This window comes from Sinorhizobium sojae CCBAU 05684 (genome assembly GCF_002288525.1).
Taxonomy (GTDB): Bacteria; Pseudomonadota; Alphaproteobacteria; order Rhizobiales; family Rhizobiaceae; genus Sinorhizobium; species Sinorhizobium sojae.
The window spans coordinates 1,174,879-1,201,811 of record NZ_CP023068.1; the positions used below are offsets into that span (position 1 = coordinate 1,174,879).

Consider the following 26,933-nt stretch of genomic DNA (forward strand, 5'->3'; position numbering starts at 1 on the left):
GGGCGAAGGGCCAACTGTGTCTTGGACGTGATCTTCTTTGATGTGTGCTGAATCGCTCGGGCGATCCAGTCTTGGCCGGATCACCCGACCCGGGTGCTACTCCAGTCCGCGTCGGAGCGTCCGGTCCTGAAGCTTCTTCATGGTCGTGCTTATAGCGGGCGGTCGTGGTCAACGTCGCGTGTCCGAGAAGAACCTGAATCACCCGCACATCGGTGTTGGCTTCCAAAAGGTGGGTGGCAAAGCAGTGCCGCAGGGTGTGCAGCGGCGCGGGCTTGGCGATCCCGGCCAGAGTTACGAGATCACTCATCTGCAATCGCAGCCCACGCGACCAGTCCAGCCCCCTCCGTCGGATTCCCATCATGCGGGCCGAATTGCGCCGGTAACAATGAATGCTTGCGTCTGGACGCAACACGCATCAGAAGGGGAGGTAGTGGCCCGGGCGGTCAGCGCTGATGTCACGTCGCGGATCGTAAGCAAGGTGGCGAAGAGCTCATAAGACTACCGCTCGTTCGAAAGAAACTGCCTGAAGCGCTCGGACCTTGGCTTTCGAAAAACTTCGGCAGGGTGCCCCTCTTCCTCGACAACGCCCTTGTGCAGAAACACAACTCTACTGGATACGTCGCGTGCGAAAGCCATCTCGTGGGTGACCACGAGCATAGTTCGGCCTTCTTCAGCGAGTGAACGCATGACCTTCAGCACTTCGCCGACAAGCTCCGGATCGAGTGCGGATGTCGGCTCATCGAAGAGCATGACCTTCGGTCGTTGCGCTAGCGCACGCGCGATTGCGGCCCGTTGCTGTTGCCCGCCAGACAGGTGCCCAGGGTAGAAATTGCGTTTGTCGCCGATACCGACCCGCTCGAGTAGAGCCTCCGCCTCTTCAATGCATTCAGCGCGATTGCGCTTTTGTACGTGCACGGGGGCTTCGATGACGTTCTCGAGTATCGTCATGTGCGACCACAGATTGAAACTTTGGAATACCATTCCAATGTGTTCGCGCAGGCGATCGACCTGCCGCCGATCGGCTGGCTCGGTCTTGTATCGCCCTTTTTTCAACCGGAACATTTCACCGCCGATACGGACTTCACCGCTGTCGGGCACTTCGAGCATATTGATGCACCTTAACATCGTCGACTTTCCGGATCCGGATGAGCCGAGAATCGAGATCACCTCTCCTTCCTGGGCTTCGAGGGAAACTCCCTTCAAAACCTCAAGCGGACCAAAGCGTTTGCGGAGGTCCTTGACCGAGACGGCGGCTGCGCTGTTCTTGTTGTCAGCCGTGAGAAACGTTCCCCTGTCAGACATACGTACTCCCGTTATGCCAGAGTTGGTGGCCTCATGCGGAGATGGGGCGAGAGCCAGAATTCAATGATCATCATCAAACGCGTGACGAGGAAGGTGATCGCAAGATAGATCGCACCGGCGACGATGAAGACCTCGAAGGCTCGGAAGCTGTCGGCAATCAGCTTCCCCGCAAGGCCGGTGACCTCCATGATGGTGATCACGGAGGCCAGCGCCGTTGCCTTGAGCATCAAGATGACCTCGTTGCCGTAGGCTGGAAGTGCATGCCGGATGGCGATTGGCAGAACGATGCGCCTGAACAGAAGCGGGCCCGACATGCCGCAGGCACGTGCTGCCTCAACCTGCTGGACGGAAACTGCCTGCAAGCCCCCGCGGAAAATCTCGCTGGTATAGGCCGCCGTGTTCAGCGTCAGTGCGATCACCGCACACCAATAGGGCTCGCGAAAGATTGCCCAGAGGCCGATTTCCTGCAGCATCGGTCGGAATTGCCCGAGACCGTAATAGATGAGGAACATCTGCACGAGCAACGGCGACCCTCGGAAGACGAAGACGTAGCCCCGGGTGAAACCACGGCCGACCGGCCCTCCGACCACCGCAAGAAGCGAGAGAAAAAACGCAAGGATGCCGCCAGCAAAAATGGACGTCACGGCGAGCTCCAGTGTGAGCGGCACGCCCGTCAGGAGGATGAGAAACGTCTCCCACATGAATGCAATGTCCATCACAGAGAACTCCGGGTGCCGCGCATGGTTCTCGCTTCCAAATGGCGGAAGGCGATCGACGATGCCCAGGTGATGACGAGATAAAGGACGATGGCAGTCAGGTAGAACTCGAATGGGCGCCGCGTCGATCCGGCCGCGATCTGAGATTGCCGCAGAAGTTCCACGAGGCCGGTGATGGAAATCAGCGCCGACTCCTTCAGCACGAGTTGCCACGTATTGCCCAGTCCGGGAATGGCGTAGCGCAGCACCAGGGGCGCGACGATGCGGCGAAACTTCGGCCAGGGCCGCATCCCGACCGCACTCGCCGCCTCGAGTTCGCCGCCGGCGACGGACTTGAAGGCACCGCGAAACACTTCGGATTGATATGCAGCGGAAACCACGCCGAGCGCCAATGTGCCAGTGAGGAAGGCCGGCATGCCGATGAAGCCTTCATAGCCAAAGAGACCGCCGAGGGACCCCAGAAACGCACTGCCGCCAAAATAGAAGAGGTAGATGACAAGCAGATCGGGCACGCCGCGGAGCACGGTCGTGTAACCATCCGCCAGCCAGCGGAGCACGATGTACCGCGACAGCTTCATGAAAGTGACGACCGATCCGAGGAGCGTCCCAGTCAGGAAGCCGCAGACCGAGACCCCGAGGGTCATGGCCGATGCACTAAGGAGCAATGCGCCCCAACCGGTCTCGCCGAAGCCGACGAGCGCCAAATACCTGTCGATGAGTTCCATGCGTGTCCCCGCCCATCTGCTCCCGGCAGATCAGTCGATAGTCCGTCGGTGCGCCCAAATGCGCTGCAGTTTCGACATGTTCTTGAGGGAGCTCTGAACATGCGCCCGCGCAGCCGCTTCGGCCGCTTCGGGGTCGCGCGCGCAGATAGCATCGGCAATGGCGCGGTGCTCATCCAGATCGGTGTGTTCGAGATCCACCCAGAGAACCTCGAGCCAGAGCGCCAGCCGCAGCTGTTGATAGACCTGCTCGCTCAAGCGAGTGAGCGCATCATTGCGCGCCGCCTCCAGGATGACCCGGTGGATGTAGAGACCGAGATCGAGGTTTCGCGCCGCATCGGAAGGCGTGTCCTTGGCGCTTTCCTTGAGCTCGACCATCTGCGCGATGACGCCGCGGAGCCTGTCGAGGTCTTCTTCCGTCGCCGTGGCGCAGGCGAGCCGGGCCGCACAGACATCGAGAGCCTCCCGGACGACCAGGAGGTTGCAGAAGGCGGTGATATCCAGGTCGGATACCGTATAGCCGAGGTTTCTTTGGCCGACCACCAATCCCTCCTCTTCAAGCTTCATCAAAGCTTCGCGAAGAGGCGTGCGGCTAACCCCCAGTCTCGTTGCGAGGGCGTTTTCGGAAAGTCGCTCGGAAGGCCGCAGCTGTCCGGTGAGGATCAAATCCTTCAGTCGAGCATATGTCGTTTCACGCAGCGAGGCGCGCGGTTCCTTTTTGCCGAGTGTCAAACCAAATCCCCTTTCATCGTCCGCGGGCTAAATTCCGGACCGCCGTGAAGAACGATATCGATTTTCCGCTTGCCAGATCAAGTGGAATACGAATATGTATACAACATTGCCCACAGCATTCAATCGGATTTTATCGAGAAGCCGAATCATCAAGACCCGGTGGACCGAACGAGCGATTGGAGGATTTTGAATGCCCGAGATCTTATGCCTCGAAGAACTGCGAGCCCGATATGGAAACGCCTCCGGGGCTGACATCTTCGATCCGGAGTTTCGCAAGGTCGCGGATCAGGTCTTCGGCGAGGGCGACAGCCGCCAAGCGCCCTATTTCGGCGTTCCGACTTTGCTGAAAGTACCTCTTCGGCAAGATGCCGCGCCGCGCTTTACAGGCATTGATGTTGCGCTTCTCGGCATTCCATTGGACCTGGGCGTGACGAACCGCCCGGGTGCGCGATTCGGACCTCGCGCCGTTCGCAACGTCGAGAGGGTCGGGCCCTATGATCACGTCTTGCGTGCGGTCCCAGCGGCGCACGTCCGTGTCGCAGATGTGGGCGACGTGCCCTTCCGCAGCCGTTTCGATCTGGCTGGTTCGCACGAGGATATCGAGCGCTATGTTCGCGGCGTGGTGGACGCCGGCGTTGTGCCGCTCTCGGTCGGCGGCGATCATTCCATAGGACTGCCATTGCTCCGCGCCGTCGGTCGCGATCGGCCGGTGGGGATGATCCACATCGATGCTCATTGCGACACCAGCGGGTCGTTCGAGGGCTGCAAATTCCATCATGGCGGCCCCTTTCGACAGGCCGTGCTCGAGGGCGTGCTGGATCCCCGCCGGACGATACAGATCGGTGTCCGCGGCAATTCCGAATATCTCTGGGAGTTCTCCTACGCCTCCGGAATGACGGTCGTTCACGCCGAGGAGGTCGAGGAACTCGGCATCAAGCCTGTGATCGAGAAGGCGCGCGCGGTGGCAGGTGTCGGCCCAACCTATGTCAGCTTCGACGTGGACGCCCTGGACCCGGCATTCGCGGCAGGCACGGGAACACCGGAAGTCGGAGGGCTTACCTCCGCACAGGCGCTCGGCATTCTTCGCGGCCTTTCCGGCCTCGACATCGTCGGCGGCGACGTCGTCGAGGTCGCGCCGCAATACGATCCGACCACGAATACGGCGCAGATCGCCGCTCAGGTTCTATTCGAAATCCTCTGCCTGGCCGCAGAGGCGATAGGGATCCGCGCGTCCCGGCAGGCCGAGCCATCACGCTGATCAAAGGCAAGGGCCGCTCAATAACGGGCGCCAAACCAAGAAGGGGAATGAAATGAGGACAACCGAACTTGCGCTCGCCAGCATGGTACTGGCCGCCGCTGCGGGCAGCGCCCAGGCCCAGAGCAGGCCAACCGAAATCACCATTGCCACCGAAGGCGCCTATGAACCGTGGAATTTCACAGGACCCGACGGAAAGCTTACTGGTTTCGAGGTCGATCTCGCCAATGATCTTTGCGGCCGCATGAAGATCAAATGCAACATTGTCGCGCAGGACTGGGACGGGCTTATCCCGTCTCTGACCGCCAAGAAATTCGATGTCATCATGGCATCGATGATCGTCACGGAGAAGCGCCTTGCCGTCATCTCCTTCAGCGAACCCTACGCTCCAACCGCGGCAGCGTTCATGGTTGAAAAATCGGGTCCGCTCGCAAATCTCCCGGGTACCGGAACGACCGTCGATCTTGCGGGCGACCAAACGAAGGTCGAGCAGGAATTGCAGCCTCTTCGCGACGCGCTGAACGGCAAGGCCGTCGGCGCGCAGGTCTCCACGGCAAACGTTGCGTTCCTTGACACCTATTTCAAGGATGTCGTCGAACCGCGCGAATACAAGACCGTCGAGCAACACGACCTCGATCTGCAGGCGGGTCGCATCGAGGCCGTGATAGCGCAGACGACATCGCTAACCGCGACGCTGTCGAAGGAGGACTTCAAAGACTACACCATTGCGGGGCCGACCTTCACCGGGGGGGTATTCGGCCGCGGTATCGCTGCCGGCCTTCGCAAGGACGACACCGAACTCAAGGCCATGTTCGATGAGGCGATCCGCGCGGCGAAGTCTGATGGGACGATCAACACGCTTGCAAAGAAGTGGATGAAGATCGACCTCGAATAAGCCCACCATCTGGCCCGCGAGACAGACAGCCGTCGGACGCTCGAAAGTCCGGCGGCTGCATCGAACTGCTGCGAATTTTCAACACGCCTGCAGCACCGCGCGTCCTATCGGACGCGCAATGGCCGCTGTGGCACTTTGAACTGCTGCATGCGCAAAAATCCCCGATCGATTCGAGGAGGCATGCGGCAGATCACCACCGGAGATCTATCGTGACCATTCTTCTCAATTCCCTGGAAGCGCGCGACGCGGCGTTTGTCCTTCATCCCTATACGAATGCGTCCCAGCATTTGCAGGACGGTCCGCTTGTGATTTCCAAGGGAGAAGGGATCTACATCATCGACAGCGAAGGCAACAAGTATATCGAGGGACTCGGTGGCCTGTTTTGCGCGTCGCTGGGGTTTAGCGAACAACGGCTCGTCGACGCTGCCATGCGGCAAATGCAGGAATTGCCCTTCTATCACAGCTTTGGTGGAAAATCGCACGAGACGGCAATCGAACTTGCCGAACGGTTGATCCGCCTTGCTCCGGTCCCGATGTCGAAAGTGTTCTTTGCCAATTCGGGTTCGGAAGCCAACGACACGGCGCTGAAACTCGTCTGGTACTACCACAACGCGATCGGCAAACCGGAAAAGAAGAAAGTCATCTCCCGTTGGCGCGCCTATCATGGGGTGACGATTGCCTCCGCAAGTCTCACCGGATTGCCAAACAATCATCGCGATTTCGACCTGCCGATCGACGGGGTGCTTCATACCGATTGTCCCGAATATTATCGCTATGGTCTTTCTGGGGAGACGGAGGAGGAATTCGCGACCCGTTGCGCCGTATCGCTCGAAAATCTGATTCTTGCCGAGGGGCCCGACACGATTGGCGCCTTCTTCGCCGAGCCACTGATGGCGTCAGGCGGCTGCATCGTCCCCCCGCCAACCTATTACGACAAGATCCAGGCTGTACTCAGGAAGTACGATATCTTGCTGATTGCAGACGAGGTGATCTGCGGCTTCGGCCGGCTTGGGACGATGTTCGGCTCCGAGAGCTTCGGCATGCAGCCCGACATGATTTCCATGGCCAAGCAATTGTCGGCGGCATACCAGCCGATTTCTGCACTGATGGTCAACGAGAAGGTCCACGCGGCCATCGTCGCCGAAAGCGCGAAGATCGGCACCTTCGGCCACGGCTTCACTTACAGCGGGCACCCGGTCGCCACTGCGGTAGCGCTGGAGACTCTGAAAATATACGAAGAAAGAGACATTGTGGGGCACGTCCGGAATGTTGCGCCGCTCTTTCAACGAAGACTCCGCGCGCTCGCGGAACATCCGCTCGTCGGAAGCGCGCGCGGACGCGGCTTGATCGGTACGCTCGAGCTTGTGCGCAACAAGGAAACCAAGGAGCCCTTCAGGCCGACGGACGGCGTTGCGACCCACGCCGGCAAACGCGCGCAGGCGCACGGCGTCGTCACGCGCGCCATCGGCGACAACTACTCTCTTTGCCCACCCCTCGTCATCACGGAAACGCAAATCAACGACATGTTCGACCGCTCGGAAAAGGCGCTCGATGACACATATGCGTGGGTGCGCGCCAGCAACCTCTATTCATAAGGACGATTCCATGCGGAACTTCGAACAGCCCGGGCGCTCGATTGCAGTTGGCCGCAGCGGCATGGCAGCGACCTCTCATCCCATGGCAACGCTGACCGCCATCGAACTACTCAAAAGCGGCGGCAAGGCCATCGATGCGGCCGTGTCGGCCTGTGCGGTCCAATGTGTGGTTGAAGCCGGCTCCACAGGTGTCGGCGGCGATTGCTTCGCCTTGCTGGCTCCCAACGGCAGCGACCAGGTCATCGCCTATAACGGTTCGGGTCGCACACCCGCCGCCGCTGAATTCAAGTGGTTCAAGGACCAAGGTCTCTCAGAGATCGCACGGTCTTCGCCTCACGCGGTGACTATTCCGGGCGCCGTCGATGCCTGGACGCGGTTGGTCGCGGATCATGGACGCATGTCCATGGCCGATATCTTGGCGCCGGCCATCGCGCTTGCGCGGGATGGCTACGCCATCACACCGCGCGTTGCTGCCGACATATCGCATCAGCGCGCGATACTGGCGCTCGATTCGTCGACGCGACGCATTTTCCTCGACAATGATGAAGCTCCCGCAGTCGGGTCGGTTCAGCGTCAGCCGGAGCTTGCCGAGACTTTGTCGGCGATCGGCAAGTATGGCCGGGAGGCATTCTATCGGGGCGACGTCGCGGAAGACATGGTCTCATACCTCCAGGCGCGCGGCGGCCTGCACACCCACGAGGATTTCGCCTCCGCCGCGGGGGAATACGTTACGCCCATCAGTGCAAGCTATCGTGGATGGACGATTCATGAATGCCCTCCCAATGGGCAAGGCATCATTGCTCTCATGATACTGAAGATATTGGAGCGTTTCACCCCGTCGGGCGATCCTCTCGATGCCGACAACCTACACATCGAAGTCGAGGCAACCCGGCTTGCCTATGCTGCGCGCGAGCGATGGCTGGCGGACGCGGCAACATCAAACGTACCGGTCGATTTTCTTTTGTCGGACGAACTTGCAGACGAGCTTGCCTCCATCATCAGACCGGACGAGGTTTGCGACGCGGGCGGTCTCATCGATGGTGTCGAGCACTCCGACACCGTCTACATCTCGGTGGTCGACAAAGATCGCAATGCCGTCAGTTTCATAAATTCCATCTTCCACCCTTACGGTAGCGGTCTCATGGCTCCGAAATCGGGGGTGTTGTTCCACAACCGCGGCCAGAGTTTCGTGCTGAAGGACGGGCATCCGAATGCGATCGGTCCACGCAAGAGGCCGATGCATACGATCATTCCAGGAATGGTCACGCGGAACGGCAAAACCGTCCTCTCATTCGGAGTCATGGGTGGGCACTATCAGGCAATGGGACATGCGCATTTTCTGTCGAAGCTGTTCGACTTTGGCATGGATATCCAAACCGCGGTCGAGCTTCCTCGTCTGTTCCCCCTCCCCGGCACCCGGACGGTCGAAGCCGAGGAAGCAATTCGAACTGCGATCGGCGAAGACCTCGAGGGCCGCGGCTTCCAGGTGATCCCACCGAAATGGGCCATCGGCGGAGCGCAGGCGGTGTGGATCGATCATCAACACGGATCCCTGCTCGGCGCGTCTGATCATCGCAAGGATGGTTGCGCCCTTGGGTACTGATTTCAGAGCATCGGAGAAGGTGATGTCCGAATATCCGCAAACGCACCTCTATATCGGCGGCATCTGGCGGGACGGATCGAAAGAACGCCTTTCGATCGTCAATCCTGCCTCCGACGAGGTCATTGGAACCGTGGCGAATGCCGGGCGGGATGATCTCGACGAAGCCCTCGCCACAGCCGCCACCGGGTTCACGGCCTGGTCTCGGATCAGCGCATTTGAGCGCGCTAAACTGCTGCACAAGGCTGCCCAGTCACTGCGGGACCGGGTTGAGACGATCGCGACGATCATGACTCTCGAACAGGGAAAGCCAGTCGCGGAGTCAAAAACCGAAACTCTGGCGGCGGCCGACATGATCGACTGGTTTGCCGAGGAGGCGCGGCGGGCATACGGTCGTGTCGTCCCTTCCCGCTCCGTCAATGTTCGGCAGGTCGTCGTCAAGGAGCCGGTCGGTCCGGTCGCCGCCTTCAGTCCTTGGAACTTTCCATTGAACCAGGCCGTGCGCAAGGTGGCAGCCGGTCTTGCGGCCGGTTGTTCCGTCATTCTGAAGGGACCGGAGGAGACGCCGGCGAGTTGTGCCGAACTTGTTCGCGCATTCGCGGACGCAAACTTGCCGGCCGGCGCGCTCAATCTCGTATTCGGCATCCCCGCGGATATCTCCAACCACCTCATTCCCCATCCGGTCATTCGCAAGGTCTCCTTCACGGGATCGACCTCCGTTGGCAAGCAGCTTGCTGCTCTCGCCGGTGCTTACATGAAGCGAGTGACGATGGAACTTGGCGGTCACGCGCCGGCAATTGTGTTCGATGATGCCGACGTCGATCTCGCAGTCAGGATCCTGGCCGGAGCAAAATTTCGCAATGCCGGCCAAGTCTGCGTCGCCCCGACCCGCTTCCTTATACAAGAGAAGATATACGCGCGGTTTCTTGACTGCTTCGTGAAGGCCGCAGAGGCTGTCAAGGTGGGCAATGGGCTGGATTCCGGCACGACCATGGGCCCGCTTGCAAACGGCAGACGGCTTGAAGCGATGGATTTGCTGGTCACTGATGCCGTCTCGCGGGGCGGAAAGGTTGCGACCGGGGCCAAGCGGATTGGAAACCGAGGGAATTTCTACAAACCCACCGTTCTTACAGATGTGCCGCTGAGCGCCCTGGTTTTGAATGAGGAGCCTTTCGGCCCGATCGCTGTTGTGAGCTCATTTTCGACCTATGACGCCGCCATTACGGAAGCGAATCGCCTCCCCTACGGCTTGGCCGCCTATGCTTATACCACATCCGGGAAAACGAGCGCCGCACTGAGCCGCGACGTACAAAGCGGAATGATTTCAATCAATCACCATGGACTGGCGCTGCCAGAGGTTCCCTTTGGCGGCATAAAGGACTCGGGCTACGGGTCCGAAGGTGGAACAGAGGCGATGGACAATTTCTTCAACATCAAGCTGGTTACAGAAGCGATTTGACGTCAGGAGCACCATGCGCAGGTTTTTGCCCGATACTTTCACGACCCTGCTCGTCTGTAGCGTCGTCCTTGCCTCGCTGCTTCCGGCAAGCGGTGGTTTTGCGGATCACTTCGGCGTTGCCACAAGTCTCGCGATTGCGCTTCTCTTCTTTCTGCACGGCGCGCGGTTGTCCACCGATGTTGTCATTGCGGGCATCCTGCATTGGCGTCTGCACCTGGTCATTCTGCTGACGACCTTCGCCGTTTTTCCACTGCTCGGCATGGCGTTTGGCCTCCTTCCGGATTCGATCCTGCCACGGCCGCTTTACCTCGGCATCCTCTTCCTGTGTGTCCTGCCGTCCACCGTGCAGTCATCGATCGCATTTACGTCGGTGGCAGGCGGAAATGTTCCGGCCGCCATCTGCTCGGCGTCCGCATCCAACATACTTGGTATGTTCCTGACGCCTCTTCTCGTCGGACTGCTCTTCTCCGTCGGCTTCCATGGCGGGTTATCGTCGAGTGTCATGGAAAAAATTCTGCTGCAATTGCTCGCGCCATTCGTCCTGGGACAGATGTTGCAGCCGTGGATCGGAAACTGGGTACGCTCGAATAAGAAGCTTCTGACTCCTGTCGATAGAGGCTCCATCCTGATGGTTGTCTATCTCGCGTTCAGCAAAGCGGTCGTCGAGGGACTGTGGCAAACTTTCTCTTTGAGAGATATCGCCGTCGTAATCGGGCTCGACATGCTGCTGCTCGCTTTTGTGCTGACCTTCACTATGCGCGGCAGCCGCCTCATGGGGTTCAACAGGCCAGACCAGATCACCATTACGTTTTGTGGATCGAAGAAGAGCCTTGCCAGTGGGGTACCAATGGCAAGCGTCATCTTCGCCGGGCAGTCGATCGGAGCGATCGTTCTGCCGCTGATGCTTTTCCACCAGATCCAGTTGATGGTCTGCGCCATGATTGCACAGAAGTATTCTGCTGCGACTGAGGCGGCATGACGGACAAAGCCTAAAGCGATGAAAGGGCACTCGCCATACGTGCCAAAGCTTCCTCGAGGACCGAGCGGGGGCAACCAACGTTCAGCCGGATGAAGCCCTCTCCCCCTGGCCCATAAACGCGTCCATCGTACAGGTTGACGCCGGCTCGTTCGACAAAGAAGCGATGTACGCCTCCAACCTTTGCGTCCACTTCCCGTGCGTCTAGCCAGACCAAAAACGAGGCGTCGGGTCGCATAGGGGAGATACCCGGAAGCGATTCGGCGGCCCGGCTCAATACAAGATTGACGTTGTCGCGAATATAGCGTGTCAGGTGGTCCAGCCACTGATCGCCTGAGGTATAAGCGACCTCCAGAGCTATGCGCCCAAAGAAATTGGCGTTCACCATGAACGAAGCTTGCATAACCCGGAACAATTCCTCCCGGCGCTTGGAATCGGCGATAGAAAGCGTGGCCGAAGGCACTCCGGCCAAGTTAAACGTTTTGGTAGGGGCTGTGCAGATGAAGGACTTCGCTGCCGCGCCCTCGCCGATTGAGGAAAATACGACGTGTGGACGGTCGTTCAGGCGAATGTCGCAGTGAATATCGTCGGAGATGACCAGAATGCCGTAGCGCTCGCATAGCGAATCCAAGCTCTCGAGTTCCTCGCGCGTCCAGGCCTTCCCAGCAGGGTTGTGCGGGTTGCACAACAAGAAGGCGCGCGCCCCGTTTGCAGCCAAGCGCTCGAAGTCATTCAGGTCGAGCTCGTAACCACCCTCAACAAGTCTCAAGCGGTTGATCAGGAGCGTCCTATTGTTGTCACGGACAACTTGAAAATACGGCGAATAGACTGGCGCCTGTACGATGACGCCGTCTCGGGGCTGCGTGAAGGTCCGCAGTATTGCCGCGACCGAAGGCATGATGGCAGGGGCGGGAAGCAGGGTCGCCTGATCCACGCCCCAGTTGTGGCGACGCTCGAACCATGATTTGACGATTTCATAGTGCCGCGGATCGCGCTTCGTATAGCCATAGATGCCATGATTGACAGCCTCCCGCAGGCGCGCGATCACTGGCTCCGGCGCCCGGAAGTCCATGTCGGCCGTCCAGAGAGAGACCAGCCCTTCGCCCTCGACACGAGGGGAGAACTCATCCCATTGATTGGCCCATTTCGCAGATCCGAATTGGCTGCGATCGTGGACAACGCCAAAATCAAACTCCTCCGCGCCCAGTTTCCTGGCCGCCGGCACGCCCGGCTGTGAGTATGTCATTGGTTCAGATTTCCTGGAAATTATCGGCTGCGCGAACTGCCGCGCTGACAAGAAGATCGATACAAGTCACTTCAGATCTGTCGCAAGAACTGCGGTGCAACATCGACAACTCCTATGATTTATGACCGCGCGCGAGGTGACGTTCGACAGACTGCGAGTATCGGGACATTCCGAAGCAGAAGAACCAATAGATGATCGCGGCGAAGAGGTAGCCGGTGGAGGAGATCGTTGGTCCCGCCCAATTCGGATCAATGCGGGCCGTTTCAACCGCGCGCAGGAAGTCTGCGATGCCGACGATCGCCACCAGCGTCGTATCTTTGAACAGGCCGATGAATGTCGAAACGATGCCGGGAATGACGATAGTCAAGGCCTGAGGCAGGATGATCAGCCTCATCATCGTAAAGTACCCGATCCCAAGGGACTGGGCGCCTTCGTATTGTCCCTTCGGGATGGCCTGCAATCCGGCGCGCACGACTTCTGCCATGTATGCGGCCGAGAAGAGCGCGGTTGCGATCATCGGCCGCAGCAGCCTGTCGGGTGTAAGCGCCTCCGGCACAAAGAGAGGCATCATGAAGTTCGCCATGAAGAGAACGGTGATGAAAGGCACACCGCGTACAACCTCGATGTAGAAGACGCAAACAGCCTTGACCATCGGTAGCTCGGAGCGTCGGCCGAGAGCCAGGACGACACCCAGCGGCAGCGAAAACACAATCCCCACGACCGACATCAGGAGCGTTATCATCATCCCGCCCCAGAGGGTGGTGTCGATGACAGGCAGGCCGATCGCTTCGACGCCGCGAAGCAGAGTGAACCCAACGATCGGGTACACGCCGAAGAACAGGAGCGCTGCCGTGTTCCGGCGCGGAGCGTTCCGCCAAAGAAGCCAAGCGATCAAAACGACCCCGATCACCTGCGTCAGGTCGGCGCGCCAGCGCTCGGTGGCAGGATAGGCTCCGTACTGGAGATAGTTCAGCTTGGCACGGATGAATGACCAGCATGCACCATCGGGATTCGCGCGGCAGGCTTCGCTGTCACCGCTCCAGACGGCATTGAACAACGCGAAACTCAGAAACTGAGAGACGAGCCACACCGCCAATCCGGTGAAGCATACAGTCAAGAGGCATGAGAACGGGCTCGAGAACAGGTTCGTTCGCGCCCAGGTCACAGCGTTCGGCCGGATGTCCGACGGCGGCGGAGTGGCTGGGACATACTCGTGATGGAAAGCCGGCGTTACGGGGAGAGTTGTGGTCATTCTATCTCTCCACGAGCGCGAAGCGCAGGTTAAAGGCATTCATTGCTGCTGACGTGATGAGGGAGATGACCAGGTACACGACAAGCGTTATGGCCATCACCTGGACCGCGGCACCTGTCTGGTTAAGCACCGATCCCGCGAAGACTTGCACGAGGTCAGGATATCCAATGAAAACAGCAAGCGAGGAGTTCTTGATCAAGTTCAGGTATTGGCTGGTCAGAGGCGGAATGATGATCCGGAGCGCTTGAGGTACCACGACGAGACGCAACGTCTTGCCTTTCGGGAGCCCGAGCGCATGGGCCGCTTCGGTCTGACCCTTTGAGACGGCCTGTATGCCCCCGCGAACGATTTCGGCGACAAATGACGCGGTGTAGACGGAGAGGCCGATCAGGAGCGCCGCGAACTCCGGGTAGATTTGCTGGCCGCCGCGGAAGTTGAAACCCCTGAGCTCCGGATATGTGAAAGACCATGGGCTTCCCGCCCCCACATAAGCAACCAGCGGTAAGCCCGTGAGCAGGAGCAGGTGGACGACCAAGACCGGAAGCTGCTTGCCGGTTCGGTTTTGAACGCCGCTTGCATAGGCGCTGAATGCGGTCGCGAATGCGGCTGCGGCAACGATCGCCATGCCCACCAAGGCGGCGCCTGCATGAAACTCGACAGCAGGCAGGATGATTCCACGGTTGTTGAGGTAGATCCCTCCAGGAAGGGCGATAGAAGCCTTCGGGGCGGGCAGCGGCTTAAGTACCGCGTTGTACCAGAACAGAAGCTGAAGCAGCAGCGGGATATTCCGGATGACCTCAACGTACGAAGTTGCCACCTTGGCGACGATCCAATTGTGGGAAAGACGCGAGATGCCGATCAGGAATCCGAGGATTGTGGCAAGCAAGATGCCGAGAGCGCTGACAAGAAGTGTGTTCGCCACTCCGACCCAGAATGCCTGGCCATAGCTGGAAAGGGTGTCGTAAGGGATGAGGGTCTGATTTATCTGGAAGCCAGCCGTCTGGTTCCAGAAGTCGAACGTTAGGGGAATGCCGCGCTGTCTCATGTTAGAAACAGTTTGAATCGCGATTGCTGTAACGACGACAGCCAGACTTACAACCAACCCGGCTTGATAGACGATTGCGCGAATCTTCTTGTCATAGATCGAGAAAGCCCTGCGCAGGTGCGCAGGCTGAGTGATGTCAACCATCCGTGCCTCCCAAATTTACCAGGAGGCCGCTGCTCTTCGCGGCGGCCTCCTCGCTCATCAACGGATGGGGGGCGCGTACTGAAGACCGCCTGCGTTCCAGAGAGCGTTTACGCCCCGTTCGATCTTCAACGGAGATTCCTTGCCGATCGAACGCTCGAAGATTTCGGAATAGTTGCCGACCTGCTTGATGATGTCCTGCGACCACGTTTCGCCGAGCCCTACATCCTTGCCGAAGCTCCCTTCGACGCCCAGCAGGCGGCGGATGTTCGGGTTGTCGGAGTCTTTCATCTCGTCGACGTTCTTGGAGGTGACGCCAAACTCCTCAGCGGCGAGCATGACATTGAGAGTCCACTTGGCGATGTTCAGCCACTGATCGTCACCTTGGCGGACAGCGGGTCCGAGAGGCTCTTTGGAGATGATCTCGGGGAGAACGACACTGTCACCGGCGTTGGCCATGCGGATACGGGCGGCGTTCAAGCTGGACGTGTCGGCGGAGAAGACGTCGCACCGCCCCTCTTCATAGGCCTTGATGACCGCATCCTCGTCCGCGAAGCCGACAGCGCTGAAGGTCATGCCGTTGGAGCGGAAGTAATCTGCGAGGTTCAGCTCTGTGGTCGTTCCCTGCGAAACGCAGATCGATGCGCCGTCCAGATCCTTCGCCGACTTAATGTTGTCCGACTTGCGCACCATGAAGCCCTGGCCGTCATAGAAATACGTGCCGGCGAAAATGATGCCGAGAGAGGTATCGCGCGAGGAAGTCCAGGTGGCGTTGTGCGCCAGAATGTCGATCTCGCCGGACTGGAGCGCGGTGAAGCGATCCTTTGCATTGAGGGGGATGAACTTGACCTTCGTCGCATCGCCGAGAACGCCGGCAGCCACAGCACGGCAGTAATCGACCACGAACCCGGTCCACTTCCCATCGTTGTCGGGGACGCTGAAACCCGCCGTTGCCGGGTTTGTCCCGCACGTGAGAATTCCTTTTGCCTTTACGTCGTCCAGCGTCCCTGCCCAGACGGTGGATGCATAAGCGGCAAGCGCCGCGCCGAGAACTCCAGTCATAATTTTTCGCATGGAAGGATCCCCTTTTTATATTGCCAAAAGAGGGTGGCCCCCAAGCGATTAATTTGTCAAATTGATCGTCCTCATTCCGATTATGAATACCGCTCATATCACTCACCGCCGCCGCTGGACCTGTGTTGATCAGTCGCGACTCGGGACAAGTTGACGATTTTATTGCCCACCGTATTTGACTAGCGCCGGGGCAAGGCTCATGTCATGAACTTGTTCGCCAGTATTACTTCATTCTTCTTTATTTGAGCGGCGTGGTAAAGTTCGGTTATCAGTCGGCGCAGCCACAGGGTCCCCTGATCAGCGGCCATCTGCCGATGGAGGACGAGGTTTGCGCTTACGGATGAAATGGGGATTGGCGGCGAGAGAAGTGTCACCTCGCTTGTTTCATCAAGCATTTGAAGAATTCCGTCCCCGCAATGAGTGATGAGCTCGGTTCCCCTCAGGACCCATGGCATAACCAAGTAGTTTGAGATGGTGGCCACGACCGTTCGCCTGAGACCACGATCTCTCAGTGCAGCATCAGCCAAGCCCTCAGACAGACCATCTGCCGAAATCTGAAGATGCGAAGCCGACAAATAAGTCTCCAGGCTCAGCGGCCTCCGTGCGATTTGGCTACCGCTCCACACCGCGCAAAGCAACCTGTCCTGCCCAAGTTCCACCTTGGCCAAGCTGGGATCGTCCTTGAGATTTGCGCCCGTTAGCGTGCAGTCTACCTGCCGAAAATAGTCGGTGGTTTCCGCCTCGACCCGGTTGGCGGGAATCACATTGAGCGTGGCATGCGGCGCCTGCTTTGAGAATTCCCTGATCAACGGCGGAATGAATATCATCGCATGATAGTCAGTGAGACCGACACGAAACTTTCGCTCAGTCGTGGCGGGATCAAAAACCCTGTAGCGCCCGATTGACGCGCGAATTTTGGCTAGCGCATCAGACAAGTCCGGCGCCAGCTCGAGCGCTCGCGGCGTGGGTCTCATGATGCCACCATCTCGTGTAAACAATTCGTCCTTGAAAAGGATGCGCAGCTTGGCGAGAGAGTGGCTGACGGCAGACTGGGTCCGCCCCAAATGGTCGGCGGCGCCCGTGACACTTCGTTCCTGCATTAACACGTCGAACACGCGAAGAAGATTCAGATCAACGTCGCCTACAGACATCGAAAGCTCCATGAGCAAGACTCATGGAGCTTAGGGAAGCATTTCGCACTGCGCATGGCAACAACCTTCGGGAGATAGCAAGGCCTAGGTTAGCAACAGTGGTGGCATGCTATGCCAAGACCCAAGAACACACCAGGCTTCAGTCGCCGTGCGGATCTTTTGAGCGCAGAGCGCGACCACCTTCGCACCGCCGCGCACACGACGGCCCGCGACCCAAGGACGAAGCCGCTCGCGCGGCGCTGGCGCCCGTGGTGAGGGTGCGGCAATGATCTGAACGCCGTGCATTTGCGGGTTTGCGATCCTGGGCCCGGTGGCGGGCTGTCGCCGGATGGCACGCGCTGGATCTCATGTCGCCCCGGGTTCTTCCTGCCCGTAAAGGTTCTGTCGCGTCTGTTCCGGCGATTATTCCTTGAGGGCCTGATGGCACTGCATCACTCCGGCGACCTGGCCTTCTTCGGTGATCTGGCCGGGCTGGCAGAGGCGGATGCCTTCGCTGCCTGGCTTGCCCCGTTGCGCAAATCCGAATGGGTGGTCTACGCCAAGCCCCCGTTCGGCGGTCTCGAGGCGGTTTTGGCCTATCTCAGCCGTTGCACCCACCGCGTCGCCCTCTCCAACAACCGCCTGATCAGCGCGGATGCCGAGACGGTCACCTTCCGCTGGAAGGATTGCCGCATCAAGACCGGTGACCGGCAAAAGGTGATGCGGCTGGCCACCGACGAGTTCATCCGCCGCTTCCTGATCCACGTGCTGCCCGACGGATTCACCGCATCCGCCATTACGGCTTGCTGGCCGGCGCAAACCGCAAGGCCAATGTCGCCAAGATCAGGACACTGCTCGGGGCGGAGGCGCCATCGCAGGATGACGCGCCAAGCACCGAGAGCATCCCGCTCACCCTGAGGCAGCCATGCTTGCATTGCGGCGGCCCGATGCGCCTCGTCGAGATATTCCGCCGTGGCCAGCAACCCAGATCCCGCGGCCACCCCGAAAGGGCGCGGCATGACGAAACGTACGTCACATCAGCCAAGGCGGCCCGGATCTGCGATGCGTTCCGGGCTCGCGCCAGTTTGCGTCGGTCAACCGAGCACACTGCAAAACCGCCGATGCGAGCCTACGAAAGACCTGCCACCCCAATCCCGATCGTCTCATTGCAAGCCCTCGGGGCAACCCTTCTGCGGCTGACGCTCCACCTTGAACAACCGCAGCCGCACGCTTTTCCCATAGGCGCTCCACCCAGCCCCCGTGGCCTCCTCCTTGGGAGGTTTTTCAACGCGGGCCGACACAGCCCCAGCCGCCACCGTCGCGCCGCGGCCCGCATCGAAAAACCTTCACCATAGGAGACAGTCCCGCGACGATATCGAGAGTCCGCTTTGCGCGGAAATCGGCCGTGCGCAGAGCTTTTTTTGCTTTCGCCACCATCCTGCCTCGCATGCGCGTGTCGCACAACGCGAATATGGTCCGGATTGTCACTGCAACGGTTCGTTGGACAGCCGACATAAACGCGACTGCAGCTCAAAAGGCGCGGTCGGCTTTCGAGGGTTTTCCGTCCGGAATTGCGGAGTTTCAAACAGCTAGATTACTTCACCGTCGACCGAAGACAACAATCAGAGTCGGAACATCTTGCACGGAAAGCGGCCAGGCGCTTCCGGCTGCTTTGCCTCGCCGAGGGCGAGCGCAGGACAGGCGATGAGATGGTTGCCATTAGCAACGATGAAGATAACGTCGCGCCGCTTACATGATACGGTGCGCGCGGCGACACCGTCGATCAACCAACTCACGGATCGGAAGTTGAATGCGATCAGCTCTGTCGCCCAGCGGTGCCGGTGCGGTGAGTAACGACAAAAGCCCGCCGTGGGAGGCGGTGCGGTCGGCTTTTTTTAAAAACTATCGGCAATAGGTAATGCAGATCGCCGCGTTTGCGCCCATTCTCACTTGTGGAAACACTTCGTATTCTGCCCCCACTGACAGGCTCCTTCCTATTGAGCGACCCGACCTTAGATGAGCTTTGTCGCCAGTGCCGTCGCCTGCGCCAGCGTGCCGGCATCGAGCTTCTTGCGAGCGTTGTTCATATGGAAGTTCACATTCGAGTAGGTCATATTCTCGATGCGGGCGATGTCTCTCATGGATTTGCCCTCGGAGGACCACTTGAGCATCAGCGCCTGTTTGGCGGTCATGCGGATGCTCGGTTTTGACGTCGGTTCAATTTCCGCCTGCTCGATTAGCACATGCAGCTGAGCGACCGCCGTTGCGGCTGCGACTGGATCGATATCTCGATCCAGGGAGAGAGACGGCCTGTGCGAGGCAATGGTCAGCATCGCCATCCGCCGGAATGCAGTCGCGACCGGAATCGTGATGCCCGACCGGATGCCGAACCCGGCAGCATCCAGATAGAACCGCCGAACACGTCTCGACCTGACTGTCCTCGTATTCTCGGAAGTCCAGGTGAAAGCCTTCATCGTGGACTTGGCGATCTGGACCACGGGATCGATCTCATTGAAGCTCTTGGAGAAATACCGATCCTGCCATTCGGGAGAATAGTTCGAAACAGCGAATGTTCCGACCGGCTGAAGATTGAGGTAGGCGTAATATTCGAAGCCGAGCTCCCCCGCGAGCTCGGTGAGTGCTTCATTGAACATCTCCCTCGTGCGCGCCACAGCCGTAACATCGATTAGCTTCTGGAACCAAATCTCCACGTTCTAATCCTCTTGTTGCATCCCGTCCCACTGAGGCAATCCCTACCAAGCAAGACATGGACATTTGGTCGCGGACGACTTTCAACGACTGGCAGCGCAAAGCAGTACGCAGAGCTTGGAGAGCGGAGCTCGGCAGGGCCTTCAAGGTTTCGGCCCCAGGAAACCGCGCCGCCAACGTCAGACTCATCCTTCCATGGCATACTTCGACTGCCTACTCGCCATACGCCGACAGACGGCGTTTCTTGCCGGCCCCTTCGGAATGCTTGCCGACGGGTTTACGCAGTGATCCGAGGGAGCGGGCGATTTCCAAGATCTCGTCTCGATTGGCGGTGGGGTCCTCCTTGTTCCAGGCAAGCCCCATGCCGATCGTGAAATCTACCCCTTTCACTTCGCGAAGGTGAAACGACCGATTGGGCAAATCCTTCGTCCATTCAGGAACGAAGCCCACGCCAATTCCGGCGGAAACGAGCGAAACGAGTGAGAGCGTATCGTCGCAGCTATAGGCGACGTGATCGAGAAGGCCATGCTTTCTGAACTGCTCGAAGAAGTACTTCTCTGTGTAAGACAGATTCGAGCGGGAAAAGGAAATGATCCGCTCCTGCTTCAGATCGCTCATTGCGACGGTTTCCGCCGTCGCCAGCGGGCTGCCAAGAGGGACCGCCAGAAGATAGCGTTCGTTGGCAATGCTCTGCCAACGGAGCGATCCGATATTCTCGACAGGCCGTATGAACCCGAGATTGATGCGGCCCTTTTCTAGATCACGAATGATTGCATCGGTCGAGCCGGCGCTGACGTGAATCTCTACATCGGGAAAACGTTTGCCGAGTTTGCTTAGAAAGAGCGGCAAAACACCGAAGGTCGCAGGGTATATGGTTCCGATCGTGATGCGGTCGACATCCTTGCCTGCAACGGCCCGGACGATAGCGGAACTGTTTTCGATCTCTCGCAGAACACGGATGCAACGTTCGTAGAAGACTTCGCCGGCTTTGGTCAGTTCAACGCGACGCGTAGAGCGGATCAGGAGCTGCACGCCGAGCTCCTTTTCCAGTGTTTGTATCTGCACGCTGAGGGCGGGTTGTGCCATGGAGAGGGTCGCCGCGGCGCGACCAAAATGGAGCTCCTCGGCCAGCGCCGCAAAACATCTCATCTGACGCAGTTCCATGCTCTGTCCTCTCCAAACGGCGCAAGGCTCCGCGACCGGTAGGCAGATCATCTATTAATTGCACGCATGGATCAATCGTTTATTTTTTGATAATACAGAACCAATTAGTTCCCACAGTAGACTGCGAATGTGGGACAAAGGGATTTCGACGGCGGTCGACTGATTGTCCATGCGCCCGGGAGGCGAACAACTTCCCGCCGACGGCAATATCATTAGATCCAACTACCCCGGGAAATCACGATCTTGTCGAGAGAGCGAAGCATCTTCTGCGTGCCGGGAGCCTGAGCCGTTTGCAGGCGCCGTCGGCTTGTGGCTATGCCTCACAGAGCCACTTCACGAAGGCGTTCAAGACAGCAGTACTTTGGCGTGCCCACCTGCAACGTCCCCCGCACTATGTCGCGCGCCCGCAAGAAGAAAGGAAGCGGCCCGCCAGCGCGAGAGAAAACGCCGATCCCTGAACTCATGATCATTTTTGGGTTTTGCCACCGGGCATCGCTGCTCCTGACCAGCGCATTTTTCTATGGACGGAAGCACAGCCATTCGGCACACTTAATGTCGATTTCAGAAGATAGTTTGAGTGATTACCAGAAGAGATTTCAGTAAACCGATCAGCCGCTGGAATGCCGTTCTAGGGTGGACGAGTTCGTATTGCTCGTCGACCTTAACAGGCGACAAGCGAACTTTCGGACTTTTATGTCGTCGGTGGCCAATTCCGCTTCTTGGAGCCAGACGGTCATTCGAAGCCGGTCATCACATCGGCCTGATATTCTGGTTGACGCAGAAGAAGTTGCTCGGGTCGTATTTTCCTTTCAAGGATACGAGGCGATCGTAGTTATCGCCATACGTTGCCTTTAAGCGACTGTCGTCCTCGTCATCCATCATGAAGTTCACGTAGCCGCCGCGATCCGAATAAGGGTGGATCGCTTCCCAATAGCCCTTCGTCCAGCGGGTGATCTCGCCCGCCTTCTGCGGGTGGGCGTCGACGCCGGCAATGACCATCGACCACGTCGCGTTGCGCGTGTTCCAGGCTGTGTCGTTCCTGCCCACACGGTGCACTGCGCCATCGATTGGATAAAGATGCATGAGCGAGAGCGCACTTGGGAGTTTCCTCGCTTGCGCAATGTGGACCTCGATCGCCTCGTCTGTCAGTTCCTTGACGAAGTCGCCGCGCCAGTACCATTGCAAGCCTTTCGGAAAGAACGGATCGAACATCGACTGCAATGCCGGAAACGGCATGACGCTCATCCAATTGAAGAGCGACGCCGGCGCCTTGCCAAGCAACTCGCCTATGACCGCCTCACCCGTTTCCGCGGGTCCATTGTAGCAAGCTATGATGGCGCATGCGTATTTTCCCTGGTGTTCGGCGGGAAACGGGTCGACCGGCGGAACGGTTTTCAACCCGACGAATGCGCCGAGTTCCTCGGGTGCCGTAGGCAGGAAATCCCGATAAGCACGCATGACGGTGGCGGCATCCTCGAGGTCCCAGAAAATCGGGCCGGCATAGACCATGTCTGCCGGATGTGCCTGGAACAAAAAGCTCGTGACAACGCCGAAATTGCCGCCGCCGCCGCGAAGGCCCCAGTAGAGATCGGAGTTCTCGAATTTGCTTGCTGTGACAATGCTGCCGTCGGCCAGCACGACGTCGGCTTCGAGCAGACTGTCAATGGTGAGCCCGTATTTGCGGGTCAGGTAACCGGTGCCACCGCCCAATGCAAGTCCGGCTATCCCCGTGGTGGAGACGATGCCGGCTGGCACCGCCAGCCCGTAAACATGCGTCGCGTGGTCAACGTCGCCCTGCGTGCAACCAGGCCCCGCACGGACAGTGCGGTTGGCCGGATCTACGCGCACGCCCTTCATCATCGCCATGTCGATCATCAGCCCGTCGTCGACGCTGCCAAGACCCGGACCGTTGTGACCACCTCCACGGATGGCGACGCGGAGACCGTTTTCACGTGCGAAATTGACTGCCGTGACAACATCGGCGACATCTGCGCACCGCGCGATCACCTGCGGATGTTTATCGATCATTCCGTTGTAGAGGCTCCGCACGTCGTCATAGTCGGAATCTGTTCGGCCGATAACTGGACCGCGCATGGTCGCGGCAAGGGCTTCGGTAGCTACGTCCTGCATGATTTCCTCCCTAAAGTGGCAGTTTTGTTCAAAATCATGATCAGCGCCGGAGCTTTTGCCTCGGCAGACACTGGGAGGCGACGCCAACGCGATCGTCGGAGTCAGCCAGTTCCGTCCGGAGGTTTTCGCGGCCAGGCCAGCCGTGAACCGCCCTAGAATACGCCTCCCGAAACCGGTTATCTATGGGACGTTTCACACTGTCGTTAAATCAGCCCTCGCTATCTTGAGGCGGTGTTTGGCATCTCCTTTTTCACCACTCGCATCGCGGGTGCTTTGCCAATGCACGGAGACTCATGCGACGGGGTTAAATGGTGTGACTTGATGGGCCGTTGAAACCAAAAGCGCGGGTTCGAGACGGCTCAGTTGCACCAGATGTTTGCGACAGAGTTTTGGTTCTCCGCGCGAATTCGCTGTGGAGGCTTGTCGAGTTCCGGCTGTCTTGCTGCTGCTACGGTCGCAGTTCGCCAAGCAGCGTCCTGACCCGCAGAAGGTCGGGCGTGTCAAATCCCTCAGTAAACTGGTCATAGATCGGCGCAAGCAGGTCAAGAGCTTTTCTGCGTCCGTCGATATGCTCGGCCCAAAAGCGGGCAAGCGCAGTGCTGGCCCGCAATTCAAGCATCTTCGCGCCCTGATCGATTGCGATCTCGATCGCTCGCTTGAAGGCCGCTTCGGCTTTCTCTCGAGAGTCGTCGGACGCGTCGAGCAACAGCAGTTCACCGCGTTCGCGTTCGAGGTCAGCATTGCACCAACTCTCCTGGGTTCTCTGCGCGATCTGGGCCGCTTCGGCGACAAGCTCGAGGCCGGCGGCGGCCTCCCGCTCCTTACGGTGAACGGCAGCAAGCAGACCTAAGTAGTGCGGCAACCGCAGCCCGGCCCCGGTTTCCGCGAATTCCTTCAGCGCTACGCGATAGGCGGCGACCCCCTCCTCGAATCGATCCTGTTCGGCGATCGCCCAAGCGCGCACCAGCGCGCTCCATGCACCGTAATAGTCGAAGCGATATTCCAGGCACAGGCTGCCGGCCTCCTCCGCGATTCTGAGCGCTGCCTCCGGCTCGCCTCGGAACTGGTGCAGCATCGCCAAGTAATCGAGCGCGATCGCGATGCTGAAGGGGCGTGCGTCTTCCCGGGCGATCGCAAGCCCTTCGTCGGCGGTCCGCAACGCGCGGTCAGGATAGCCAAGATGCCAATCACAGTGGGCGATATATGCGCGGCAGAAGGTGCTCATATTGATGCCGTAGATTCCTGAGGGGTAGCGGCCGCGCTGGTCACAGACGTCCATACCTTGCTGCAACCAGTCACGGGCGGCCTGGAAGTCCCCGAGATGAAACGTCACTGCCCCGGCAAAATGAAATGCCTCGACGAGAAACGCCGGGTCGCCGATCCGGCACGCAAGATCCACCGCTTCGTCGATAAGCTGCTTCGCCTCACGAAGGTTGGCGCGAACATGATAGACGTATCCGAGCCCTCTTATCGCGGTGAATAGATCCGCGTCGCTGCTAAGCTCTCGGCTCAGGTGCTCGGCGCGTTGATAGACTGCGTCCGCCTCGCGTGATGCATACCCCTTCGTGGCCAGCAGCGGGGCGCCAAGAGCCACCTGCAGGGACAACTCCGATCGCGAGCGAGGCTCGCCGAAAGGAAGCGCCGCGAGGCTGGCGAGCCCCGACCGCAGATGCGCGATTGCTTCCACGTTGGCAGAGCGGCCAGCCGCAAGTCGGCCCGCTCGCAGCCAGTACCCGACTGCTTTTTCGAAGAGCCCCGCCTCGTCGAAGTGACGGGCGACCAGCTCGGGTCGACTCTCTATCGTCTGGGGAAATTCTCTCTCCAGCGCGGTGGCGAGCCTCGCATGCAACTCGTGGCGACGCGTTCGCAGCAGGCTCTGATAGGCAGCGTCACGCACCAGCGCATGCTTGAAGATGTAGGTGGCCGCTGGAGGAATGCCGCGGCGGAAGACAAGCTCGGCCGCGACCAGACGATCCAGCGCCGCCACGAGGTCGGCCTCCGGCAGCAAAACAACGGCGGCAAGCAGCTCGTGGTCAAATTCGCGGCCAATGCAGGCGCCGATCTGTGCGACCTCCTTCACCGGAGCCAGCCGATCGAGGCGTGCCACCAGCGAGTCATGCAGCGTCGCGGGTATTGCCAGCGGCGGAAGCGCCCCATCGAGAACGTAGCGGTCACCGGCATCCCTAAGCAGTCCGGATTCAAGCACCGCCTTGGTCAGCTCCTCGGCGAAGAGCGGCACGCCCTCCGTCCGCGCCAGAATCTGTTCGAGCACGTCCGCGGGCAGCGCCTTGCCGCCGGTAACCCGCTCGACCAGTGACCGGGCCTGAGCCTGCGCCAGGCGGTTCAGCGTGAGCAGGGTGACATGCGGAAAGCCGATCCAGGGCGGCGGCAGCTCCGGCCGGAACGTCGCGACCAGGAGCACCGGCAGCTGCTGAAGGCGCTCGACCATCTGATCGAAGAGCTCGCGCGAAGTCGGATCGAGCCAGTGCACGTCTTCGAGCACCACAAGCACTGGGCCGCGCACCGCCAGCGCATCGAGCTGTGCGAGAAATGCCCTGAAGAGAAGCCCTTTCTTCTGCAGCGACGACATGGCGGTAAGCGGGTGCCGCGACTCGGCCGGAATGCCTAGCAGGTCGGCAAAGAGCGCCACTGCATTGGGGCTCGCCGCTGTTTCCTGCAGCAGAGATTCCAGCTTGTCGAGGCGGGTCTCCCAGGAGTCATCCGGCGCAAAACTCGCAGCCCGCTCGAGCTGCGTGACGAAGGGAAAGAGCGAGCTGTTGGCGTGATGCGGTGAGCAAGCGTAGGTGAGCGAAGCCATCAACTCTCCCTGAAGCCGTTCGCGCAGCGCAAGAACCAACCGCGACTTGCCGATGCCGGGCTCGCCTGCAATGAGGGCAACTTGCCCGCTCCCCTGTTTTACTTGCCGCCAGCGCGACAATACGAGGCCGAGCTCCTCGTTGCGGCCAACGAGGGGTGTGAGATGTGCGCCGTGCAGCGCTTCAAACCGGGTTTCGGCTTTTCCCTCACCGATCACCCGCCAGGCCAGAACCGGCTCGGCAAAACCCTTGAGCGACGACGGGGCGAGCATTGAGAGCTCGAACAGCTCGCCGACAAGTCGTCTCGTGGCGTCGGCGATGACCACCGCGCTGGGCTCGGCAAGCCCCTGCAGCCGAGCTGCGAGATTGGGCGTCTCGCCCGCTATCGCACGCTCCTGCGCCTCACCCACGCCTATAAGGTCGCCGACCACCACCAGCCCCGTGGCGATGCCAACGCGCGCATTGAGGCGCTCGCCGGCCGCCGTCAGTTCTGACACGCCTTCGACCAGAGCGAGCCCCGCGCGTACTGCCCGTTCAGCGTCGTCCTCATGGGCTTTTGGGTATCCGAAGTAGACAAGTACGCCATCGCCCAAGTATTTGGCGACAAAGCCACCATAGCTCCCAGCTACATCGCCGACGCGCGTGTGATAGGATCGCAGCAGTTCCTGCAGGTCCTCGGGGTCCAGTCGCGCGGAGAGCGCCGTCGAGCCCACGAGGTCACAGAACATTACAGTGAGGTGTCGTCGCTCGGCCCCGGGCGGAACCTGCAGATCTGCTGCCTCCGGCAGCCGGGACGCGAGCTCGCCAATCGCGTCAAGGATCTTACGCCGGTGGCCGACCGCCGAAACACCGATCTCCCTCAGGTCGTCGGCCGTCAAGTGGGGCAGGACGTCGAGGTCGACCCCGTTGTCGCGAAACGCCTGCTCGTAGGACTGCAGACCGAGGTCGCGCAGCCATTGCCCAATGTCCAAGTC

The 26,933-nt window shown here is 59.6% G+C and carries 19 protein-coding genes and 2 pseudogenes; 7 read left to right on the forward strand and 14 right to left on the reverse strand.

What is annotated here, in order from left to right:
* Positions 1 to 96: 96 nt before the first annotated feature.
* The 5 genes and pseudogenes from SJ05684_RS30570 to SJ05684_RS23095 form a co-directional block, all read right to left on the reverse strand.
* Positions 97 to 289 (reverse strand): annotated as a pseudogene (locus SJ05684_RS30570) (tyrosine-type recombinase/integrase); the annotation flags it as partial.
* Positions 290 to 498: 209 nt separating this feature from the next.
* Entirely contained in the window at positions 499 to 1,302 is an 804-nt protein-coding gene (locus SJ05684_RS23080) for an ABC transporter ATP-binding protein (RefSeq protein WP_034858549.1), read from the reverse strand.
* A gap of 11 nt (positions 1,303 to 1,313) precedes the next feature.
* Complete coding sequence (locus SJ05684_RS23085) at positions 1,314 to 2,018, reverse strand: ABC transporter permease (protein ID WP_034858547.1); 705 nt, start codon at positions 2,016 to 2,018, stop codon at positions 1,314 to 1,316.
* Complete coding sequence (locus tag SJ05684_RS23090) at positions 2,018 to 2,743, reverse strand: ABC transporter permease (RefSeq protein WP_034858544.1); 726 nt, start codon at positions 2,741 to 2,743, stop codon at positions 2,018 to 2,020. Before SJ05684_RS23090 ends, SJ05684_RS23085 begins: the two co-directional genes overlap by 1 nt.
* 30 nt (positions 2,744 to 2,773) lie before the next feature.
* A complete protein-coding gene (locus SJ05684_RS23095; RefSeq protein ID WP_034858537.1) occupies positions 2,774 to 3,472 on the reverse strand; it encodes a GntR family transcriptional regulator in 699 nt (232 codons plus the stop codon).
* 190 nt (positions 3,473 to 3,662) lie between these two features.
* Between SJ05684_RS23095 and speB the strand changes: the two genes are divergently transcribed.
* The 6 genes from speB (at position 3,663) to SJ05684_RS23125 (ending at position 11,255) form a co-directional block, all read left to right on the forward strand.
* Positions 3,663 to 4,730, forward strand: a complete 1,068-nt coding sequence (gene speB / locus SJ05684_RS23100; protein ID WP_034858535.1) for an agmatinase — start codon at positions 3,663 to 3,665, stop codon at positions 4,728 to 4,730.
* Between the two features lie 52 nt (positions 4,731 to 4,782).
* A complete protein-coding gene (locus SJ05684_RS23105; protein WP_034858534.1) occupies positions 4,783 to 5,622 on the forward strand; it encodes a transporter substrate-binding domain-containing protein in 840 nt (279 codons plus the stop codon).
* A 209-nt stretch (positions 5,623 to 5,831) separates the two neighbouring features.
* On the forward strand, positions 5,832 to 7,217 hold the full coding sequence (locus SJ05684_RS23110; RefSeq protein WP_034858533.1) for an aspartate aminotransferase family protein: 1,386 nt from the start codon (positions 5,832 to 5,834) through the stop codon (positions 7,215 to 7,217).
* Between the two features lie 10 nt (positions 7,218 to 7,227).
* The gene (ggt, locus tag SJ05684_RS23115; protein ID WP_034858531.1) at positions 7,228 to 8,820 is read left to right on the forward strand and encodes a gamma-glutamyltransferase; all 1,593 of its coding nucleotides are present in this window, start codon (positions 7,228 to 7,230) and stop codon (positions 8,818 to 8,820) included.
* Between the two features lie 22 nt (positions 8,821 to 8,842).
* The gene (locus tag SJ05684_RS23120; protein ID WP_095694356.1) at positions 8,843 to 10,276 is read left to right on the forward strand and encodes an NAD-dependent succinate-semialdehyde dehydrogenase; all 1,434 of its coding nucleotides are present in this window, start codon (positions 8,843 to 8,845) and stop codon (positions 10,274 to 10,276) included.
* A 13-nt stretch (positions 10,277 to 10,289) separates the two neighbouring features.
* Positions 10,290 to 11,255, forward strand: coding sequence for a bile acid:sodium symporter family protein (locus SJ05684_RS23125; RefSeq protein WP_050980177.1), 966 nt, complete (start codon positions 10,290 to 10,292; stop codon positions 11,253 to 11,255).
* A 10-nt stretch (positions 11,256 to 11,265) separates the two neighbouring features.
* On the opposite strand, the gene SJ05684_RS23130 is transcribed toward SJ05684_RS23125, so the two are convergent.
* From SJ05684_RS23130 to SJ05684_RS23150, 5 genes are all read right to left on the reverse strand, one after another.
* Positions 11,266 to 12,498 (reverse strand): MalY/PatB family protein, encoded by a 1,233-nt coding sequence (locus SJ05684_RS23130; protein WP_050980176.1) that lies wholly within the window; start codon positions 12,496 to 12,498, stop codon positions 11,266 to 11,268.
* Positions 12,499 to 12,610: 112 nt separating this feature from the next.
* Positions 12,611 to 13,750: an amino acid ABC transporter permease gene (locus tag SJ05684_RS23135; RefSeq protein WP_034858528.1), complete on the reverse strand. Its 1,140-nt coding sequence runs from the start codon at positions 13,748 to 13,750 to the stop codon at positions 12,611 to 12,613.
* 1 nt (position 13,751) lies between these two features.
* Positions 13,752 to 14,939, reverse strand: coding sequence for an amino acid ABC transporter permease (locus tag SJ05684_RS23140; protein ID WP_034858527.1), 1,188 nt, complete (start codon positions 14,937 to 14,939; stop codon positions 13,752 to 13,754).
* 57 nt (positions 14,940 to 14,996) lie between these two features.
* Positions 14,997 to 16,010, reverse strand: coding sequence for an amino acid ABC transporter substrate-binding protein (locus SJ05684_RS23145; RefSeq protein WP_034858526.1), 1,014 nt, complete (start codon positions 16,008 to 16,010; stop codon positions 14,997 to 14,999).
* A 197-nt stretch (positions 16,011 to 16,207) separates the two neighbouring features.
* The gene (locus SJ05684_RS23150) at positions 16,208 to 17,173 is read right to left on the reverse strand and encodes a LysR family transcriptional regulator (protein WP_244426716.1); all 966 of its coding nucleotides are present in this window, start codon (positions 17,171 to 17,173) and stop codon (positions 16,208 to 16,210) included.
* Positions 17,174 to 17,467: 294 nt separating this feature from the next.
* On the opposite strand from SJ05684_RS23150, the pseudogene SJ05684_RS23155 reads away from it, so the two are divergent.
* Positions 17,468 to 18,161 (forward strand): annotated as a pseudogene (locus SJ05684_RS23155) (IS91 family transposase); the annotation flags it as partial.
* A 991-nt stretch (positions 18,162 to 19,152) separates the two neighbouring features.
* On the opposite strand, the gene traR reads toward SJ05684_RS23155, so the two are convergent.
* From traR to SJ05684_RS23180, 4 genes are all read right to left on the reverse strand, one after another.
* Positions 19,153 to 19,851 (reverse strand): autoinducer-binding transcriptional regulator TraR, encoded by a 699-nt coding sequence (gene traR / locus SJ05684_RS23165; RefSeq protein WP_034858522.1) that lies wholly within the window; start codon positions 19,849 to 19,851, stop codon positions 19,153 to 19,155.
* A gap of 211 nt (positions 19,852 to 20,062) precedes the next feature.
* Entirely contained in the window at positions 20,063 to 21,013 is a 951-nt protein-coding gene (locus SJ05684_RS23170; protein ID WP_050980175.1) for a LysR family transcriptional regulator, read from the reverse strand.
* Between the two features lie 750 nt (positions 21,014 to 21,763).
* On the reverse strand, positions 21,764 to 23,143 hold the full coding sequence (locus SJ05684_RS23175) for an FAD-binding oxidoreductase (protein ID WP_034858521.1): 1,380 nt from the start codon (positions 23,141 to 23,143) through the stop codon (positions 21,764 to 21,766).
* Between the two features lie 448 nt (positions 23,144 to 23,591).
* A complete protein-coding gene (locus SJ05684_RS23180) occupies positions 23,592 to 26,930 on the reverse strand; it encodes an adenylate/guanylate cyclase domain-containing protein (protein ID WP_034858520.1) in 3,339 nt (1,112 codons plus the stop codon).
* Positions 26,931 to 26,933: the final 3 nt, after the last annotated feature.

What these genes read in the sequence shown, in the direction of transcription:
- SJ05684_RS23105 (WP_034858534.1), top strand. Translation starts at nt 4,783, where the DNA reads ATGAGGACAACCGAACTTGCGCTCGCCAGCATGGTACTGGCCGCCGCT.
- ggt (WP_034858531.1), top strand. Translation starts at nt 7,228, where the DNA reads ATGCGGAACTTCGAACAGCCCGGGCGCTCGATTGCAGTTGGCCGCAGC.
- SJ05684_RS23085 (WP_034858547.1), bottom strand. Translation starts at nt 2,018, where the DNA reads ATGGACATTGCATTCATGTGGGAGACGTTTCTCATCCTCCTGACGGGC.
- SJ05684_RS23140 (WP_034858527.1), bottom strand. Translation starts at nt 14,939, where the DNA reads ATGGTTGACATCACTCAGCCTGCGCACCTGCGCAGGGCTTTCTCGATC.
- SJ05684_RS23130 (WP_050980176.1), bottom strand. Translation starts at nt 12,498, where the DNA reads ATGACATACTCACAGCCGGGCGTGCCGGCGGCCAGGAAACTGGGCGCG.
- SJ05684_RS23090 (WP_034858544.1), bottom strand. Translation starts at nt 2,743, where the DNA reads ATGGAACTCATCGACAGGTATTTGGCGCTCGTCGGCTTCGGCGAGACC.
- speB (WP_034858535.1), top strand. Translation starts at nt 3,663, where the DNA reads ATGCCCGAGATCTTATGCCTCGAAGAACTGCGAGCCCGATATGGAAAC.
- SJ05684_RS23080 (WP_034858549.1), bottom strand. Translation starts at nt 1,302, where the DNA reads ATGTCTGACAGGGGAACGTTTCTCACGGCTGACAACAAGAACAGCGCA.
- SJ05684_RS23135 (WP_034858528.1), bottom strand. Translation starts at nt 13,750, where the DNA reads ATGACCACAACTCTCCCCGTAACGCCGGCTTTCCATCACGAGTATGTC.
- SJ05684_RS23145 (WP_034858526.1), bottom strand. Translation starts at nt 16,010, where the DNA reads ATGCGAAAAATTATGACTGGAGTTCTCGGCGCGGCGCTTGCCGCTTAT.
- SJ05684_RS23150 (WP_244426716.1), bottom strand. Translation starts at nt 17,173, where the DNA reads ATGGAGCTTTCGATGTCTGTAGGCGACGTTGATCTGAATCTTCTTCGC.
- SJ05684_RS23120 (WP_095694356.1), top strand. Translation starts at nt 8,843, where the DNA reads ATGTCCGAATATCCGCAAACGCACCTCTATATCGGCGGCATCTGGCGG.
- SJ05684_RS23125 (WP_050980177.1), top strand. Translation starts at nt 10,290, where the DNA reads ATGCGCAGGTTTTTGCCCGATACTTTCACGACCCTGCTCGTCTGTAGC.
- SJ05684_RS23175 (WP_034858521.1), bottom strand. Translation starts at nt 23,143, where the DNA reads ATGCAGGACGTAGCTACCGAAGCCCTTGCCGCGACCATGCGCGGTCCA.
- SJ05684_RS23170 (WP_050980175.1), bottom strand. Translation starts at nt 21,013, where the DNA reads ATGGAACTGCGTCAGATGAGATGTTTTGCGGCGCTGGCCGAGGAGCTC.